13 protein-coding genes are annotated in these 13721 nt (G+C 67.1%); 9 read left to right on the forward strand and 4 right to left on the reverse strand.

Annotated features, from left to right (window positions below):
• Positions 1-490: 490 nt before the first annotated feature.
• Positions 491-1813, reverse strand: a complete 1323-nt coding sequence (locus GVY64_RS07440) for a lipase family protein (protein WP_159839839.1) — start codon at positions 1811-1813, stop codon at positions 491-493.
• A gap of 169 nt (positions 1814-1982) precedes the next feature.
• Here GVY64_RS07440 and GVY64_RS07445 point away from each other — a divergent pair, with 169 nt between their 5' ends.
• The 3 genes from GVY64_RS07445 to GVY64_RS07455 all read left to right on the forward strand — a co-directional run bounded on the left by GVY64_RS07445 (position 1983) and on the right by GVY64_RS07455 (position 3685).
• Positions 1983-2522 (forward strand): TetR/AcrR family transcriptional regulator, encoded by a 540-nt coding sequence (locus GVY64_RS07445; RefSeq protein ID WP_236566681.1) that lies wholly within the window; start codon positions 1983-1985, stop codon positions 2520-2522.
• A 99-nt stretch (positions 2523-2621) separates the two neighbouring features.
• Positions 2622-3278 carry an SRPBCC family protein gene (locus GVY64_RS07450; protein ID WP_159839841.1) on the forward strand — a complete coding sequence of 219 codons (657 nt, stop codon included), beginning with the start codon at positions 2622-2624 and terminating at the stop codon, positions 3276-3278.
• The gene (locus tag GVY64_RS07455) at positions 3278-3685 is read left to right on the forward strand and encodes an ArsR/SmtB family transcription factor (protein ID WP_159839842.1); all 408 of its coding nucleotides are present in this window, start codon (positions 3278-3280) and stop codon (positions 3683-3685) included. Before GVY64_RS07450 ends, GVY64_RS07455 begins: the two co-directional genes overlap by 1 nt.
• A gap of 23 nt (positions 3686-3708) precedes the next feature.
• Here GVY64_RS07455 and GVY64_RS07460 read toward each other — a convergent pair whose 3' ends face one another.
• On the reverse strand, positions 3709-4968 hold the full coding sequence (locus GVY64_RS07460) for a KasA/KasB family beta-ketoacyl-ACP synthase (protein ID WP_159839843.1): 1260 nt from the start codon (positions 4966-4968) through the stop codon (positions 3709-3711).
• A gap of 106 nt (positions 4969-5074) precedes the next feature.
• Here GVY64_RS07460 and GVY64_RS07465 point away from each other — a divergent pair, with 106 nt between their 5' ends.
• A complete protein-coding gene (locus GVY64_RS07465) occupies positions 5075-6025 on the forward strand; it encodes a GlxA family transcriptional regulator (RefSeq protein ID WP_159839844.1) in 951 nt (316 codons plus the stop codon).
• A 14-nt stretch (positions 6026-6039) separates the two neighbouring features.
• Here the strand turns inward: GVY64_RS07465 and GVY64_RS07470 are convergent, their stop codons facing one another.
• Positions 6040-6681 carry an HAD family hydrolase gene (locus GVY64_RS07470; RefSeq protein WP_159839845.1) on the reverse strand — a complete coding sequence of 214 codons (642 nt, stop codon included), beginning with the start codon at positions 6679-6681 and terminating at the stop codon, positions 6040-6042.
• Between the two features lie 59 nt (positions 6682-6740).
• A complete protein-coding gene (locus GVY64_RS07475) occupies positions 6741-7991 on the reverse strand; it encodes a cation:proton antiporter (protein ID WP_159839846.1) in 1251 nt (416 codons plus the stop codon).
• Positions 7992-8318: 327 nt separating this feature from the next.
• On the opposite strand from GVY64_RS07475, the gene GVY64_RS07480 reads away from it, so the two are divergent.
• The 5 genes from GVY64_RS07480 to GVY64_RS07500 all read left to right on the forward strand — a co-directional run bounded on the left by GVY64_RS07480 (position 8319) and on the right by GVY64_RS07500 (position 13707).
• Positions 8319-9134: an SDR family oxidoreductase gene (locus GVY64_RS07480; protein WP_236566682.1), complete on the forward strand. Its 816-nt coding sequence runs from the start codon at positions 8319-8321 to the stop codon at positions 9132-9134.
• A gap of 10 nt (positions 9135-9144) precedes the next feature.
• On the forward strand, positions 9145-10323 hold the full coding sequence (locus tag GVY64_RS07485) for an acyl-CoA dehydrogenase family protein (protein ID WP_159839848.1): 1179 nt from the start codon (positions 9145-9147) through the stop codon (positions 10321-10323).
• A gap of 5 nt (positions 10324-10328) precedes the next feature.
• Entirely contained in the window at positions 10329-11492 is a 1164-nt protein-coding gene (locus GVY64_RS07490) for an acyltransferase family protein (protein WP_159839849.1), read from the forward strand.
• A 371-nt stretch (positions 11493-11863) separates the two neighbouring features.
• Positions 11864-12895 (forward strand): L-tyrosine/L-tryptophan isonitrile synthase family protein, encoded by a 1032-nt coding sequence (locus GVY64_RS07495; RefSeq protein WP_159839850.1) that lies wholly within the window; start codon positions 11864-11866, stop codon positions 12893-12895.
• Positions 12896-12903: 8 nt separating this feature from the next.
• Positions 12904-13707 (forward strand): TauD/TfdA dioxygenase family protein, encoded by an 804-nt coding sequence (locus tag GVY64_RS07500; RefSeq protein WP_159839851.1) that lies wholly within the window; start codon positions 12904-12906, stop codon positions 13705-13707.
• Positions 13708-13721: the final 14 nt, after the last annotated feature.

Genomic DNA, 13721 nt, shown 5'->3' on the forward strand with positions numbered 1-13721 from the left:
GATCGTGGAGACCTCGGTTGTCGGGCTGTTCCCCGTGTTTCGACGGCGAGGTATCGATCTGTGCCCGGCCTGCGGTCGGCGCCGCCGCGTCGGGGACGAGTCGATCCGGGCCGGATCTCCGAGCGTCACCGCTGTGCGCACCTGAGCGGCTCAGGCCGGTGGGAATGAGCCAACTCCGACATTCGAACCTTTCTGTACCGAAATCGACCTAGCTGACGAACGGTGATACTGGGGACAGCTAACTCAGTGCAAATCATCTGCCGGATTCGGCTGATGGGTGTCGACCTTTTGCGGGTTAAGCTGCTCGCCGCCCGGGGGTACCTGCGCGTCCCGGGCAGCAAGTCGGCCGCGGCTCGGTCGTGGGACCGAACCGCGGCCGACCACTGTGCGAGGAGATCACGGCGCTACGGGTGGAACCGCTGCGCGAGGCGCTGCGCCGAGACTCCGATCGAGATACCGACGGTATCCGACTGTTCGGTGTTTCCGCAAATCAGGGCAGTGCCCCGCAATTGGACGGTGCGGGCTGGTCGGCGAGCCGCTGGGTCATCCAGTCCTGTGAGGCCACCAGGGAGGGGAAGAACGCCAGCACGTGGGTGGCCCGCAACCCGCTGATGACGCTGGGCAGCTCGCCGTTCGCGTTCAATTGGACAGGCGCGCCGCCGCCGCACCACCCGGCAGCCAGTTCGCGGACGGGCACGTACGGCGCACCCTCGTCGATCGGGCTCGAGGCGATGAGCACGGGCACCTGCGGGGTGAGCGTGCCGACGCGCTGATCGTTGAACGCCGCCTTCAGGACCGGGGACTGATCGATCACCGCGGTGAGCGGTTGCCCGCTGGTGGTCCACTGTGAGGTGTTCGGGAACTGCTGGGCCAGGCCGAGCGGTACAGCGCACTTGTCCGCCGACTCGCGCAGGATCGCCTTGCCGGTGTCGTTGAGTTCGGCGTCCAGCACCGGGCGGGTCTCGGGATAGTTCGCGGCGATGCCGTTGAGGATCCACGCGAAGGCGGGTCCGAGCGGAGCCCGGCCGTCGTTGAATCCGATGAAGTATTCGTCGTCGACGACCGGCCCGCCGGCGTAGGCGCCCCGCACGTTCAACTCGGGGGCGTAGCTCGGCTGCAATTCGGCCGCGCCGGCGGAGGCCATGCCGCCCTGGGAGTAGCCGTACAGGATGACGGGCGAGCCGGGATGGAGGCTGGTGCCCGGCAATTGCAGCGCCGCACGTGCGGCGTCGAGCAGCGCGTACGCCTGAGATTTCCGGTTGAGATAGTCGTGCACCGCCGGTGTGCCCAGACCGTGGTAATCGGTCACCATCACCGCCATGCCCCGGGCCAGCAGGGTGTACAGCGCCAGCACGTCGTATTCGACGATGACGTCGAAGGGAGGTTGGTATTGGATGAATTGCGCGAGCAGTTTCGAGGGCGCGCACTGATCGCCCTGCCCCTTCGTGCCGACCGCGTAGGCGATCAGCGGGCGTTCGCCCGGGCCGGTCCATGGCTGAGCCGGCTCCAGATAGGTGCCCACCACCGCCGCTCGCTCGCCGTGGGTATCACTGCTGGCATACATGATGCGCGTCGACGTCGCCGGGATCTGCCCCGGTTGTCCGGGGACCGATATCGCCAGACGCGACCCTTCGGCGCGGATGATGGAGCCCGGCGCGCCCGCCGGTGACGCGGGCGGAATGTAGAAATCGTCGCCGGCCACGGTGTCCGCGGCCGGTTCCGTCCATGCTTGCGGGGCGGTGATCGCCCCGCCCCCGACCACGAGGAAAGTTCCCGTCAAAGCTGTGGCCAATCTGAGTATTCGGCTCCTCACGATGCGATCCTTCCTGCGATTGGGATACCCAGGGCATCTAGAATCGGATACTGAGAGTATCTGTAAGGGGTAGAGATTGTCCGGGAATAGCGATGAGTGTCGGCCGCTTCGGGGAACAGGACGTTCGCGGCCGACACGAGCGCAAAGTCGAGCACGGACGCGCACCGTATTGATCGCGACCGCCAAGCGCCTTTTTCTGGCGGACGGCTATCAAGCGACGACTCTGGACAAGGTCGCGAAAGCGGCCGGTTTCACCAAAGGGGCGGTGTATTCGAACTTCCGCACCAAAGACGAGTTGTGTCTGGCCGTGCTCGACGAAATCCACGACGAGCGGGCAGCGGAAGTCGCCGCGATCCTCGCCGCGCCCACGGCCGCCGAGCGGCTGAAGCGGATGACGGAATGGGCCGAACGGGTGGTCGGTGATCCCGACTGGACGCGACTGGAACTGGAGTTCGGCGTCCAGGCGCGCCGCGACGAGCACCTCCGCGCCGAACTCGCGACCCGGCTCGGCGCCATCACGGGCATGGTAGGCGCGGCCTTGCAGGCGGCCGGTGATCACCATGCCCCGATGCCGCAGGCGGAAGCCGCCGTCGCGGTGCTGGCGCTCGGCGTCGGGCTGGGCCTGTTCCGATCCATCGATCCCGGCATCCCGGTCGCGGGCATGATCTCCGCGCTTCGCGCCATCGCAGGGGTGTCCCCGAACGACTGATCGGTCGGATTCGGCCGCGCGCGTGGGCCGGATGCTGTCGGGTCTTGCGTGCTCGCCGTCGGTCGATAATATAAGTGAAAACTTATCAAGGAGGAACTCATGCCCCTGTTGTCCGATCCCGCCGCCGTCGCCGGGCTCGTCACCCGTGAAGTCCGCACCGGATCGCGCGACGGCACGCCGACCCGGATCGCCGTCGCCCGCCGCCGCTATCCGACCGATCAGGCGGATCTGTGGGACGCGCTGACCGATATCGAGCGGATCCCGCGCTGGTTCCTGCCCGTCAGCGGTGACCTGCGGGTGGGCGGCCGCTATCAGCTCGAGGGCAATGCCAACGGTGTCGTCGAAGAGTGCGATGCGCCGGAACGGTTCGCCGTGACCTGGGAGATGGGTCCGCAGATCTCATGGCTGACGATCGTCCTCACGCCGATCGAGGACGGCACCGAGCTGGAGTTGCGGCACGAGGCGCCGGTCGATCCCGAGTTCTGGGTGCAGTACGGCCCCGGCGCGGTGGGCGTCGGGTGGGATCTCGCCCTGGTGGGCCTCGGCCTGCATCTTTCGAGCGGAGCGCCGGTGGACGCGGCCGAAGGCCTTGCCTTCCCGACGACCCCCGAGGGCGTGACGTTCGTCCGGACGGCGGCGCTGGGCTGGGCGGAGGCTGCCGTCAGGGACGGTGACGACCCGGCCGCGGCGAACTCGGCGGCGCTGCGGACCGTCGACTTCTACACGATCGTGCCCGAGGACGGCTCCGAGTCCTGATGGATCGGGCTCCCGCACAAATCTTCGAGGCGCTCGGCGACCCGGTCCGCCGGTTCATTCTCGAATTGGTGGCGACCGAGGAACAGCCTGCGGGCGCGGTGGTCGCCGCCGTGCGACAGCACATGCGGATCTCGCAGCCCGGCGTCTCCCAGCACCTCAAGGTGCTTCGCGACGCCGGGCTGGTGCTCGTCCGCGCCGAGGGCACGCGACGGTGGTACGCCCTCGACCCCGCGGGCGTCGACGCCGCCCGAGCCTGGCTGACCGAATTGGCGGACCCGCTGCACCGGTTCGCGCAACCGCTCGACGCGCTGGCGACGGAGATCGCGCGCGGAAAGCGCGCTCGTCGAAGCGCCGGAAGCGATCGAACCGGCGAAGAGGATTCCGGCCGCAGCGCCCGCCACGCGTGAGCCCGGCGGGGACGACTCTCCGGTCAGCAGCGGCCGAACACGACCGCCGCGTTGTGGCCGCCGAAACCGTACGAGTTGTTCAGCGCGTACTCGATGTTCTGGGCGCGCGCGCTGCCGTGTACGATGTCGAGCTCGATCTCGGGGTCCTGGTTGTCGAGGTTCAGCGTGGGCGGCACCACCCCGTCTCGGATGCTGAGCACGGTCAAGGCGGCTTCGACCGCGCCGACCGCGCCGACCGAGTGCCCCAACGCGGACTTGGGCGCGTAGACCGAGGCATGATCACCCACCGCCGCGCGGATCCCCTTGGCTTCCGCCAGGTCGCCGAACGGGGTGGCCGTGGCATGGGCGTTGACGTGGTCGATGTCGGTGGGGCTCACGCCCGCGGTTTCGATCGCGCGGCGCATCGCGCGGATGTTGCCCGCGCCCTCCGGATGCGGGAGGACCATGTGGTAGCCGTCGGCGGTCAGGCCCGCGCCCATCAGGCGTGCCAGCGGCTCGGCCCCGCGCGCTCGTGCGTGGTCCTCCGACTCCAGCACGAACAGCGCGGCGGCTTCGCCGAACACGAAACCGTCGCGGTCTCGGTCGAACGGGCGCGAGGCGCGCTCGGGCTCGTCGATCCGGGTGCTCAACGCCCGCATCATCGAGAATCCGGCCACGGCCAGCGGGTTGATCCGGCCTTCCACGCCGCCCGCGACGATGATGTCGGCCTCGCCCAGGATGATCGAACGCCAGGCGTGCACCAGCGCCTCGCATCCCGACGCGCACGCGGAGACAGGGGTGATCACACTGGCGCGCGCGCCGAGTTCCAAGCCGACCACCGCGGCCGCGCCGTTGGGCATGGCCATCGGCACCGCGAAAGGGGACACCTTGCGGTAGCCCGCGTTCTGCATCTGGTCGTTGGACTCGATGATCGTGTCGGCGCCGCCGAGGCCGGTGCCGATGCAGACGCCGAGCCGGTCGAGGTCGACCTCCGGCCGGCCCGCGGTGTCCCAGATCCGGTTGCCCATGACATAGGCGATCTGCTGGACGTAGGACATGCGCCGCTTCTGGACTCGGCTGAGTTCGTCGGTCGGATCGAGCTTGAACTGGCCGCCGATGTCGACGGGGACCTGGAAGCGCTCGAAGTCGGGGTCCTGCACCTTGGCGATCCCGGTCTCCCCGGCGAGCAGTCCCTTCCATGTCGCATCGGTGTCGGCGCCGACAGCAGTGGACATCTCCACGGCGGTCACGACCACACCCCGGAACCCTCCGTTGCTGGTGGAGAAGTCCGTCAAATCGGACATCAAACCCCTTCTTTCGGCTTGTCGGCTCGGATGCTCCAGCGAGGCTATGTGCGCGCCGGAAGGCCGGGGTAGTAGCCCGAGTGCCGATCACCGCTACGATCGGGCCATGCAATCGGATGGGGGCGCGCGCCGGGTGACCGTGGTCATCCCCGACGAAGTAGTCGTTCTGGATGCCGCGATCCCGATCGACGTGTTCGGCTCCGATCCCAACTACCGGCTGGAGGTGTGCGCGGTCTCGCCGACGGCGCCGACGTCGGTGCCGGGGTTGTCCTGTGTGGCGGTGGCCGGGCTCGAGGCTCTGCGGCACGCGGAAACGGTCGTGGTGCCCGGTTACGCCTCCTACGCGACGCCGCCGCCGGAACCGGTGCTGCGCGCGCTTCGCGACGCCCACGGCCGAGGCGCGCGCATGCTGTCGATCTGTACCGGCGCGTTCGCTCTGGCCGCCGCGGGGCTGCTGGCCCACCGGCCCGCGACGACGCATTGGCGGGCCGCCGCGTTGCTGCAGAGCCGGTATCCCGAGGTCGAGGTCCATGCCGATCGCCTGTTCGTGGACGACGGCGACGTGCTGACCTCCGCAGGCGTGACCAGCGGGATCGACCTCTGCCTGCATGTGGTTCGCAAGGACATCGGCGCGGCCGCCGCCAACGAACGTGCGCGTGACCTGGTGGCGCCACCGGTTCGCGAGGGCGGTCAAGCGCAGTACACCCGGCAGTTCCTCAAGCAGACCTCCGCAGGCGTGCTCTCCGAGACGCGCGCGTGGATCCTCGCGAACCTCGACCACAAGCATTCGCTCGAGGACCTGGCCAAGCGGTCGAATCTCTCGCGCCGCAGCTTCATCCGCCGATTCCGGGAAGAGACCGGAACCTCCACGCACGTCTGGATCACCAGCGCGCGCCTGAACCAGGCGCGGGAACTGCTGGAGACGACGGAGCTGCCCATCGACCAGATCGGCTACCGCGTCGGCCTGGGCAACCCGGCCAATACCCGGGCGGTGTTCAAGCGCTATCTCGGTGTCAGCCCGGGGCAGTATCGGCGCACGTTCGCGATCCGCGACTGACGGGTGCCGCCGGTCTAGCCGGGCAGCCGCTGCGCCGGATAGCCGTGCAGCCGCGGATCGGCGTCGCCGACGACGACAGGATGGCCGACCAGTTCGAACATCGCGATGTCGGAGTGGTGGTCGCCGAACGCCGCGCAAGACGACAGATCGATGGCCGCGTCCTCGGCGTACCGGCGCAAGGCCGCGGATTTGTCGGCGCCGACCATCGTCGCGAGGACCTCGCCGGTGTACTTCCCCGCCGCCGTCGCCAAGGTCGTGCACAGCACCGACGACGCGCCGACGGCCTCGGCGATCGGGCGCAGCGCGGGGGTGAACGAGCCCGACACCAGGACGATCCGGCTCCCGGCGCGGGACAACTCGTCCAGCCGCCGTCGCACCGCGAGGTTGAAGAACGCCGGGTCCGCGGCGCGGGAGGCGAACCATGCACGGCCGACGCGCCGCACCTCGGCGACGTCGCGGCCGGCCCAGTGCCGATAGAACCACCGATGGGATTCGCCGCGGCTCATTCCCGCCGCCCGAAGCGCCCAGAACTCCTCGAGCACGGGGTCGGCCGCTGCGGCGCGCCCGCGTTGCCGCGCGTCGAAGGAGAACAACGACAAGAAGGTGACCTCACGCACCAACGTTTCGTCGACATCGACGAAAACTGCTGCAACCATGCGGCTTTCGGCCCCCAGCGGCGCATCTACCCCCGTGGATTCCGGAGTGCCCCGTCGGGTCATGGGGCCGTGGCCTCGGTGTGAACGGCGGAATCGGTGCGCGGCCCTTTTTCCCCGGTTCCCCGATCACCGTCGGGCAGGGCGCGCGGGACACCGAAGAGTTTCAGCAGCGGCGCCGTCATCGCGGTGGTGATCAACGCCATCATGACCAGTAGCGAGTACAGCCGCTGGTCGATGACGCCGATCGTCAGCCCGATGTTGAGGATTACCAGTTCGGTCAAGCCTCGGGTGTTCATCAGCGCGGCGAGTGCCGCGGACTCGGTCCGGTCGGTGCGGCTGAGACGAGCCGCCAGGTAGGTGCCGCCTAGTTTGCCCGCGAGTGCGGCGCCCATGATCGCGGCGAACTCGGCGATACTGGCGCGGTCGAGTCCGCCCAGGTTCACCTGGAGGCCGGCCACGACGAAGAACGCGGGCAGGAAGATGCTGCTGAGCAGTTGGGCGCCGCTGTCGACGGCCGCGCGCAGTCGTCGGGGGAAGACGACGCCGAACAGGAACGCGCCGAAGATCAGATGCAACCCGATCCATTCGGTGGCGGCTCCGAGCAGTAGAGCGCCGGAGACGCCGATGAAGACCATGTTGGCGGGGTTCTTCTCGGATCCGGCGCCCGCGAGGCGGTCCAGGGCGGGACGTACCGCCCACCACATCATCATGACCAGCGGAACGAACAGCAGCAATCGCCAGTGGTGGCCGAGGCCGGGTCGGGCGATGCCGATGACCACCGCCAGGACACACCAGGCGAGGATGTCGTCGAGTGCGGCGCAGGTCATGGCGGACTGGCCGAGTCGGGTGCCGAGCAGCTTGCGGTCGTGCAGGATGCGCGCCAGCACCGGGAACGCGGTGACGGCGAGCGCGCAACCGATGAAGAGCGCGAAGTTGAGCTGGTTGCCGCCGTCGTGCCGGGCCAGCGCCCAGAGCGCGATGACGGAACCGAGTGCGAACGGTGTGAGGTAGGCCGACAGCGCGATCGCCGTGACCGACCGCCGCCGCCCGGCGACGGACCGGAGATCCATCTCGAGTCCGGCCGAGAACATGAAGATCATGACGCCGACGTTCGCGAACGCGGTGAGATACGAACGCGTGTCGTGCGGGAAGATCGTCTCCGACAACTGGACCCCGAGAATCGTGGGGCCCGCGAGTATGCCTGCCACGATCTCGCCGATCACCGGGGGCTGGCCCACCCTTGCGGCCAGCCAGCCCAGCAGGCGCGCCGCGGCCACGATCAGGACGAGGTCCAGAAGCAAGAAGATCATTTGGTCGCTCGGCAAGGCCTCGACTCCGTTCGACATCGAGGACATCGCGGAAGCGGATTCGACACGGGCACGGGGCATCCGCCTACCGCATCGATCGCAGCGCGGAACCCCCGAAACATGGACTGTCTGTTCTGCGACGATATCGCACCCGACCGGCCGGCGAGAGTGGACAGTGAGCTACGCCACCCTCACCGTGACCGCGCGCGCCTGCTGGCGCAAAGGAGTGCATCTCTGTCGCGGATCGTACTGGCTGGTCGCTCTTTTCGGCGGGAATACTTCCATCCATGGCTTGCGCCGGTCGGAGGGCGCAGCCGAGGGGAGTCGACGTTGTTCGAAGGTAAAACAGTACTCGTAACCGGTGCGGCAACCATCATCGGCGCCGAAGTAGCTCGGGTCTTCGCCGAATATTCCGCGAATGTCGTGCTGGGAGACATCGATACGGACGGAGGACAGCAGGCGGCCGCTGCGATCGGCGACCGAGCCGTCTTCGTCCCCGTCGACCTGCGCAGCGACCCGTCGGTCAGGTCGTTCGTCGCCGCCGCGATCGATCGGCACGGACGGATCGACACGCTGGTCAACATCGCGTGCGTCTACGGGGACGACGGGCCCGGCCCGGACGCGCGGGCCGAGTGGCTGGAGGTGCTGAACACCAACGTCGCCGGTACGGCGATGTTGTGCGCGGAGGCGCGCAGTGCTTTGCGCGACACATCCGGGTCCATCGTCACCTTCACCTCACCGAGCGGACGCATCGCTCAGGCCGGGCGGATTCGATACCCGGTCAGCAAGGCCGCGTTGCTGCAGCTGACCCGCAGTCTCGCACTGGAATACGCGGCCGACGGGATCCGGGTGAACAGTGTCTCCCCGGGCTGGACCTGGTCTCGCGTGATGAACGAGCTCACCGAGGGGGACCGGGCTCGCACCGACGCGGTGGCGTCCCGGTTCCACATGCTGGGCCGGGCGGGCGACGCGCGCGAGATCGGCGAAGTGGCCGCCTTCCTCGCTTCTCCCAAGGCCAGCTTCGTGACCGGCGCCGAGTGGACCGTGGACGGCGGCTACTCGGCCCTCGGTCCCGAGCAGACCACCTCGGCGATCGAGCTTCTGCTGCGTGAGCGGCCGCCATCGCACGCACCTTCCCTTGCTTAGGAATCGGATCATGACTGCAGCAACAATTTCGGCGACCTCCCTACTGAGCGCGGTGCGTTCGCTGACCCCCGACCTGGCGGCACGTCGCAGCGAGATCGATGCCGAGCGCAAGCTCCCGATGGACATCGTCGAACGGCTTCGCGATATCGGCGTCTACCGCATGTGTTTCAGCGCGGAGATCGGTGGCCCCGGCTTGACGTCGCTCGAGCAACTGGAGGTCGTCGAGGCGCTGTCCTACGGGGACACCGCCACCGGCTGGTGCGCCATGATCGGCGCAGCCACCGGCATCTACGCCGGATATCTCGACGAGCAGGCCGTCGCCGAGCTGATGCCGACGCAGGATCTGATCACCGCGGGGCTGATCTTCCCGGCCGGCCGGGCCGAACGGGTGGCAGGCGGATACCGATTGACGGGACGGTGGAAGTTCGGCAGCGCGATCACGCACGCCGATCTGGTCATCGGCGGGGCGTTCGTGACCTCGGGCGGCCGCATGGAGGAGACCGCGGAAGGCGGGCCGCTCGTCCGGCTCTTCTTCATGCGCCGTGATCAGGTCGCCGTGTTCGACACCTGGGACACCACGGGCCTGCGCGGTAGCGGCAGCAACGATTACGCGGTCGAAGATCTGTTCGTTCCCGACCATCATTCCTTCGCGTTCAGCGAACGCAAGAGCTGTCGCGGGCGGCTGTCCGAGCCGGAGGCGCTGGCCCGGATCATGCCGGGTGTGCCCCTGGGAACCGCCCGTGCGGCGCTGGATTACGTGCGCGGTCTCGCGGACGGGAAGATCGTGACCGCTACCGGACAGAAGTGGGCCGACAACTACCGTGCTCAGTACCTGCTCGGCGAGTGCGAGATGGAGTACATCGTCGCGCGCGGCGCCGTCGTCAACACGGTGGCGGAACTGTGGGACGCGCTGGAGGACACGCGGTTCGCCGACCTGCCCACCGAGCTGCGGATCGCGACCGCCCTGGCCAGGACGAACGCCTTCCGTGCCGCGCAACGGATCGTCACCCGGCTGTGCGAACTCGTCGGCACCGATTCGATCTACCGGCCGAATCCGCTCGACATCTGGTTGCGTGACACGAACACCATGGCACGGCACATCATCGCGCACGACCAGGTGATCCAGTCCACCGGCGCCTTCGTCCTGGGCGGCAGGCCGGAATTCCCCTTCGTCGTGGGTCTGGGTTGATCGCGATGGACATCGACAATCGCAAGCGGCTTCCGTCGTTGACCGGGCTGCGGTTCTTCGCGGCGTTCTCGGTCTTCGTCTTCCACGTGATGCTGCCCAACTCGCCGATTCCGCCCTACAAGCCGGTGAATCTCTTCGCCGACCCGGATATCGCGTACGACGCGGCGTGGGTGGTCGGTAAAGCCGGATTCCTGGGGGTCTCGTTCTTCTTCATCCTGAGCGGCTTCGTGCTGACCTGGTCGTGGCAGCCGGGATCGAGCAAGCTGCAGTTCATCCGGCGGCGCGTGGTGAAGATATTTCCCAACCACTTGACGCTCTGGCTGGCATCGATGGTGCTGTTCGCGGCGGCGATCACGCCGTGGAAGGCATGGCTGCCGAATTTATTTCTACTGCATGCCTGGTTCCCGCAGAACTATATCAATGCGGGGGTCAACACGCCGTCGTGGACACTGTCCTGTGAGCTGCTCTTCTATGTTCTGTTTCCGTTCCTCATTCCGCTGGTGCTGCGTATCGACGGAAAGTATCTGTGGTACGGAGCCGCGGCGATGGTGGCCGGCATGGGCGCGATCGTACTGCTGACCGTATTCGTCATCCCGGGTTCCGAGAAATCGGAACTCACGCCCATACCCGTGCTGCAGCTATGGTTCGGATATCTCTTTCCGCCGACGCGTCTCTTCGAATTCTTTCTCGGCGTGTTCATGGCGAGAATAGTGGCGGAGGGCCGGTGGATACGGATTCCGTTGTGGGCGGCCGTGGTCGCGGTCGGCGCGGGATACGTGGTGGCGACGTACACGCCGTTCTACATAGGCTTCATCCTGGCAACCGCTGTTCCGCTCGCGCTGCTGATCGGGTCGGCGGCGCAGTCGGACCTCGACGGCGCCTCGAAATTCCTGTCCAGCCGGCTTTCCGTGCGGCTCGGCGAGATCTCGTTCGCCTTCTATATCTGTCAAGGCGTGACGCTGTTCTACGTCCGTCGGTCGATGAACGCCGCCACGTTCAGTGCTCCCGTCGCGGTGCTGTTGATCGTCGGCCTGTTCTGTCTCAATATTCTCGCCGCATGGTTGTTGTTCACCTTCGTGGAATCTCCGGCAATGCGCCGCTTTGCCCGGCCGAAACGACCTGCGGTCGCCGGAGAAAGGGTAGCCGGCCAGACGCTCCGGAGTACGTGATCGACGGAGATAGAAATTCCTGTTCGGAGGCCCGTGGCGTTGCCACGGGCCTCCGAATTCATTTGTATCCCCATGCCTGGCAATATGGTTGCCCTGCCGTCCGGGCAGCGGTATCCTGATGGTGTTATAAACCACAGTTTCGATTATAAAACGTGGGGGGTGTTTCATCGAATGGGCCACGTGATTCGGATTCGGCTGTGAGCATCGGGGCTCGCCGAACCTGGATATCGGATGAAATCCGGGTTCCGAATCCGTGTCCCACTACGACGTTCTGATCGCAGGCAGCTACCGACGGCTCGATTCGCGCTGATGGCGGAATTGTCGCCGTGCGGTCCGTTGCGTGCGCTCGTCGGTGTGTCCGGAAGGTAGTAATGAGCACGACTGTCGACAACGGCTCCGAGCGCGTCCAGGAGCTCGGACGACCACGACTACACAGACCCGGCGACGACGTCGGATCCGTTGCCACCCAGATACTTCGCATCGTCTTCGCGCGCCGGCGCAGTGCCGAATCGAAGTCCCTGTGCGACCTGGCCCCGTGTGCGGACTGTTTCGCACCACATCTGGGCAAGGTGATCCGATACCTCGAGGCCCGCGTGCCGGTCCATTTCATCATCCCCGCGTTCCCGGCGAAGTCACGGAACCGCCGGAAGACGCTGGGACGCTTGCCCGATATGGCGGAGACGCTGGCGATCGAGTCCTTGCAAGGGTTCTGCGACCAGATCTCGGCCGTCTACCGGCCGGGCGCCATCGTGACGATCTGTTCCGACGGTCATGTCTTCAGTGACGCGTTGGGGATCCCGGACGGTCACGTCGACGACTACGGCGACGAGCTGCGCCGCATCATCCGGTCGACCGGCGGGGGTTCCATCGGTCTGTACGGCCTGCGCGACGCCATGCCGGAGATGAGCTGGGACGAACGCAGGCAGCGGTTGCTGAAGGAGCACTCCGACGGCATCGACGTGCTGCGCGCGGCGGTCCGGACCGATCCCGCGGCCCTGCGGATGTTCAACGGGATCCATCGCTTCATGGTCGAGGACAACGCCGTGCTGCTGCCCGAGTTGTCCGCCACGCAGCGGCGGAACCGATCGAAGGAGACGGCTTACGAAGTGGTGCAACGCAGTCAAGCGTGGAGCAGTCTGATGGCGGAGATCTTCCCGGACGCGGTCCGGCTGTCGATCCATCCGCAGGCGAACCACTCCGAGAAGATCGGATTCCATCTGCTGCGCACCCAGGACAGCTGGCTGACGCCGTGGCACGGCGTGGTGCTCGACGACGGAGCGAATTACACGCTGGTCAAGCGGATGCATGCGGAGGAACTGGGAGCGCGCGTGGTGTGGCGCAACAGCCGCCCCAGTCATTTCGTCCTCGGCACTAGGCCCGAGACCGAAGCACAGCGAGGGTGAGGAGACCCATGACGAAAAGCGTGAACAAGGTCCTGGTGGACAGCGAGCCGCTGCGGCCCTTCGGCCGTCTGGTGGCGTCCGATGCGGAGGGGCGCACCCTCGCCGACGTGCCGATCGAGGAGCTGCTCGCGCTGACGCTCCAGGCAAAGGTGGTCGTACTCCGCGGATTCGAGCTGCTCGGCAAGACGGAACTCGAAACCTATTGCCGCGCGGCGGGAGAGATCCTGCAGTGGAACTTCGGTTCCATCCTCGATCTGGTGGTCCGGGACACCGCCGAGAACTACCTGTTCGACAAAGGTGACGTCCCGTTCCACTGGGACGGTGCGTTCGCCGAGCGTGTGCCCCGGTTCTTCCTCTTCCAATGCGTGCGAGGAGAGGGCGCGGGCGGCGAGACCGTGTTCTGCGACAGTGTCGAGGCCTATCGGGACGCGCCGGAAGACCTGAGGCAGCTGTGGGCACGAACCACGATCACGTACCGCACCGACAAGCTGGCCCACTACGGCGGACTGGCCGAATGGCCACTGCTGAGCACCCATCCGGCGACCGGCGAGACGACGATCAGATATGCCGAACCACTGGACCCCGCGCGCTACGCCAATCCGCTGTTCTTGACCGTGGAGGGCATCTCGGCCGAGGACGGCGTCCGGGTCATGGAGGACTTGCGCGAGCGGCTGCACGACGCTCGCTACTGCTACGCCCACGAGTGGCGGACCGGCGACATCGTGGTGGCCGAGAACCACGCTCTGCTGCACGGCAGGAATGCGTTCACCGGCTCGGTTTCCCGGCATCTGCAGCGCATCCAGATCATCTGAGCAATCGGCCATCA

Source organism: Nocardia sp. CY41, from assembly GCF_009829325.1.
In the GTDB taxonomy this organism is placed as follows: domain Bacteria; phylum Actinomycetota; class Actinomycetes; order Mycobacteriales; family Mycobacteriaceae; genus Nocardia.

Bases quoted from the DNA above. Each gene is read 5' to 3' on its own strand.
- GVY64_RS07450 (WP_159839841.1), top strand. From the start codon at position 2,622: ATGCCCCTGTTGTCCGATCCCGCCGCCGTCGCCGGGCTCGTCACCCGT.
- GVY64_RS07455 (WP_159839842.1), top strand. From the start codon at position 3,278: ATGGATCGGGCTCCCGCACAAATCTTCGAGGCGCTCGGCGACCCGGTC.
- GVY64_RS07460 (WP_159839843.1), bottom strand. From the start codon at position 4,968: ATGTCCGATTTGACGGACTTCTCCACCAGCAACGGAGGGTTCCGGGGT.
- GVY64_RS07465 (WP_159839844.1), top strand. From the start codon at position 5,075: ATGCAATCGGATGGGGGCGCGCGCCGGGTGACCGTGGTCATCCCCGAC.
- GVY64_RS07470 (WP_159839845.1), bottom strand. From the start codon at position 6,681: ATGGTTGCAGCAGTTTTCGTCGATGTCGACGAAACGTTGGTGCGTGAG.
- GVY64_RS07475 (WP_159839846.1), bottom strand. From the start codon at position 7,991: ATGATCTTCTTGCTTCTGGACCTCGTCCTGATCGTGGCCGCGGCGCGC.
- GVY64_RS07485 (WP_159839848.1), top strand. From the start codon at position 9,145: ATGACTGCAGCAACAATTTCGGCGACCTCCCTACTGAGCGCGGTGCGT.
- GVY64_RS07490 (WP_159839849.1), top strand. From the start codon at position 10,329: ATGGACATCGACAATCGCAAGCGGCTTCCGTCGTTGACCGGGCTGCGG.
- GVY64_RS07495 (WP_159839850.1), top strand. From the start codon at position 11,864: ATGAGCACGACTGTCGACAACGGCTCCGAGCGCGTCCAGGAGCTCGGA.
- GVY64_RS07500 (WP_159839851.1), top strand. From the start codon at position 12,904: ATGACGAAAAGCGTGAACAAGGTCCTGGTGGACAGCGAGCCGCTGCGG.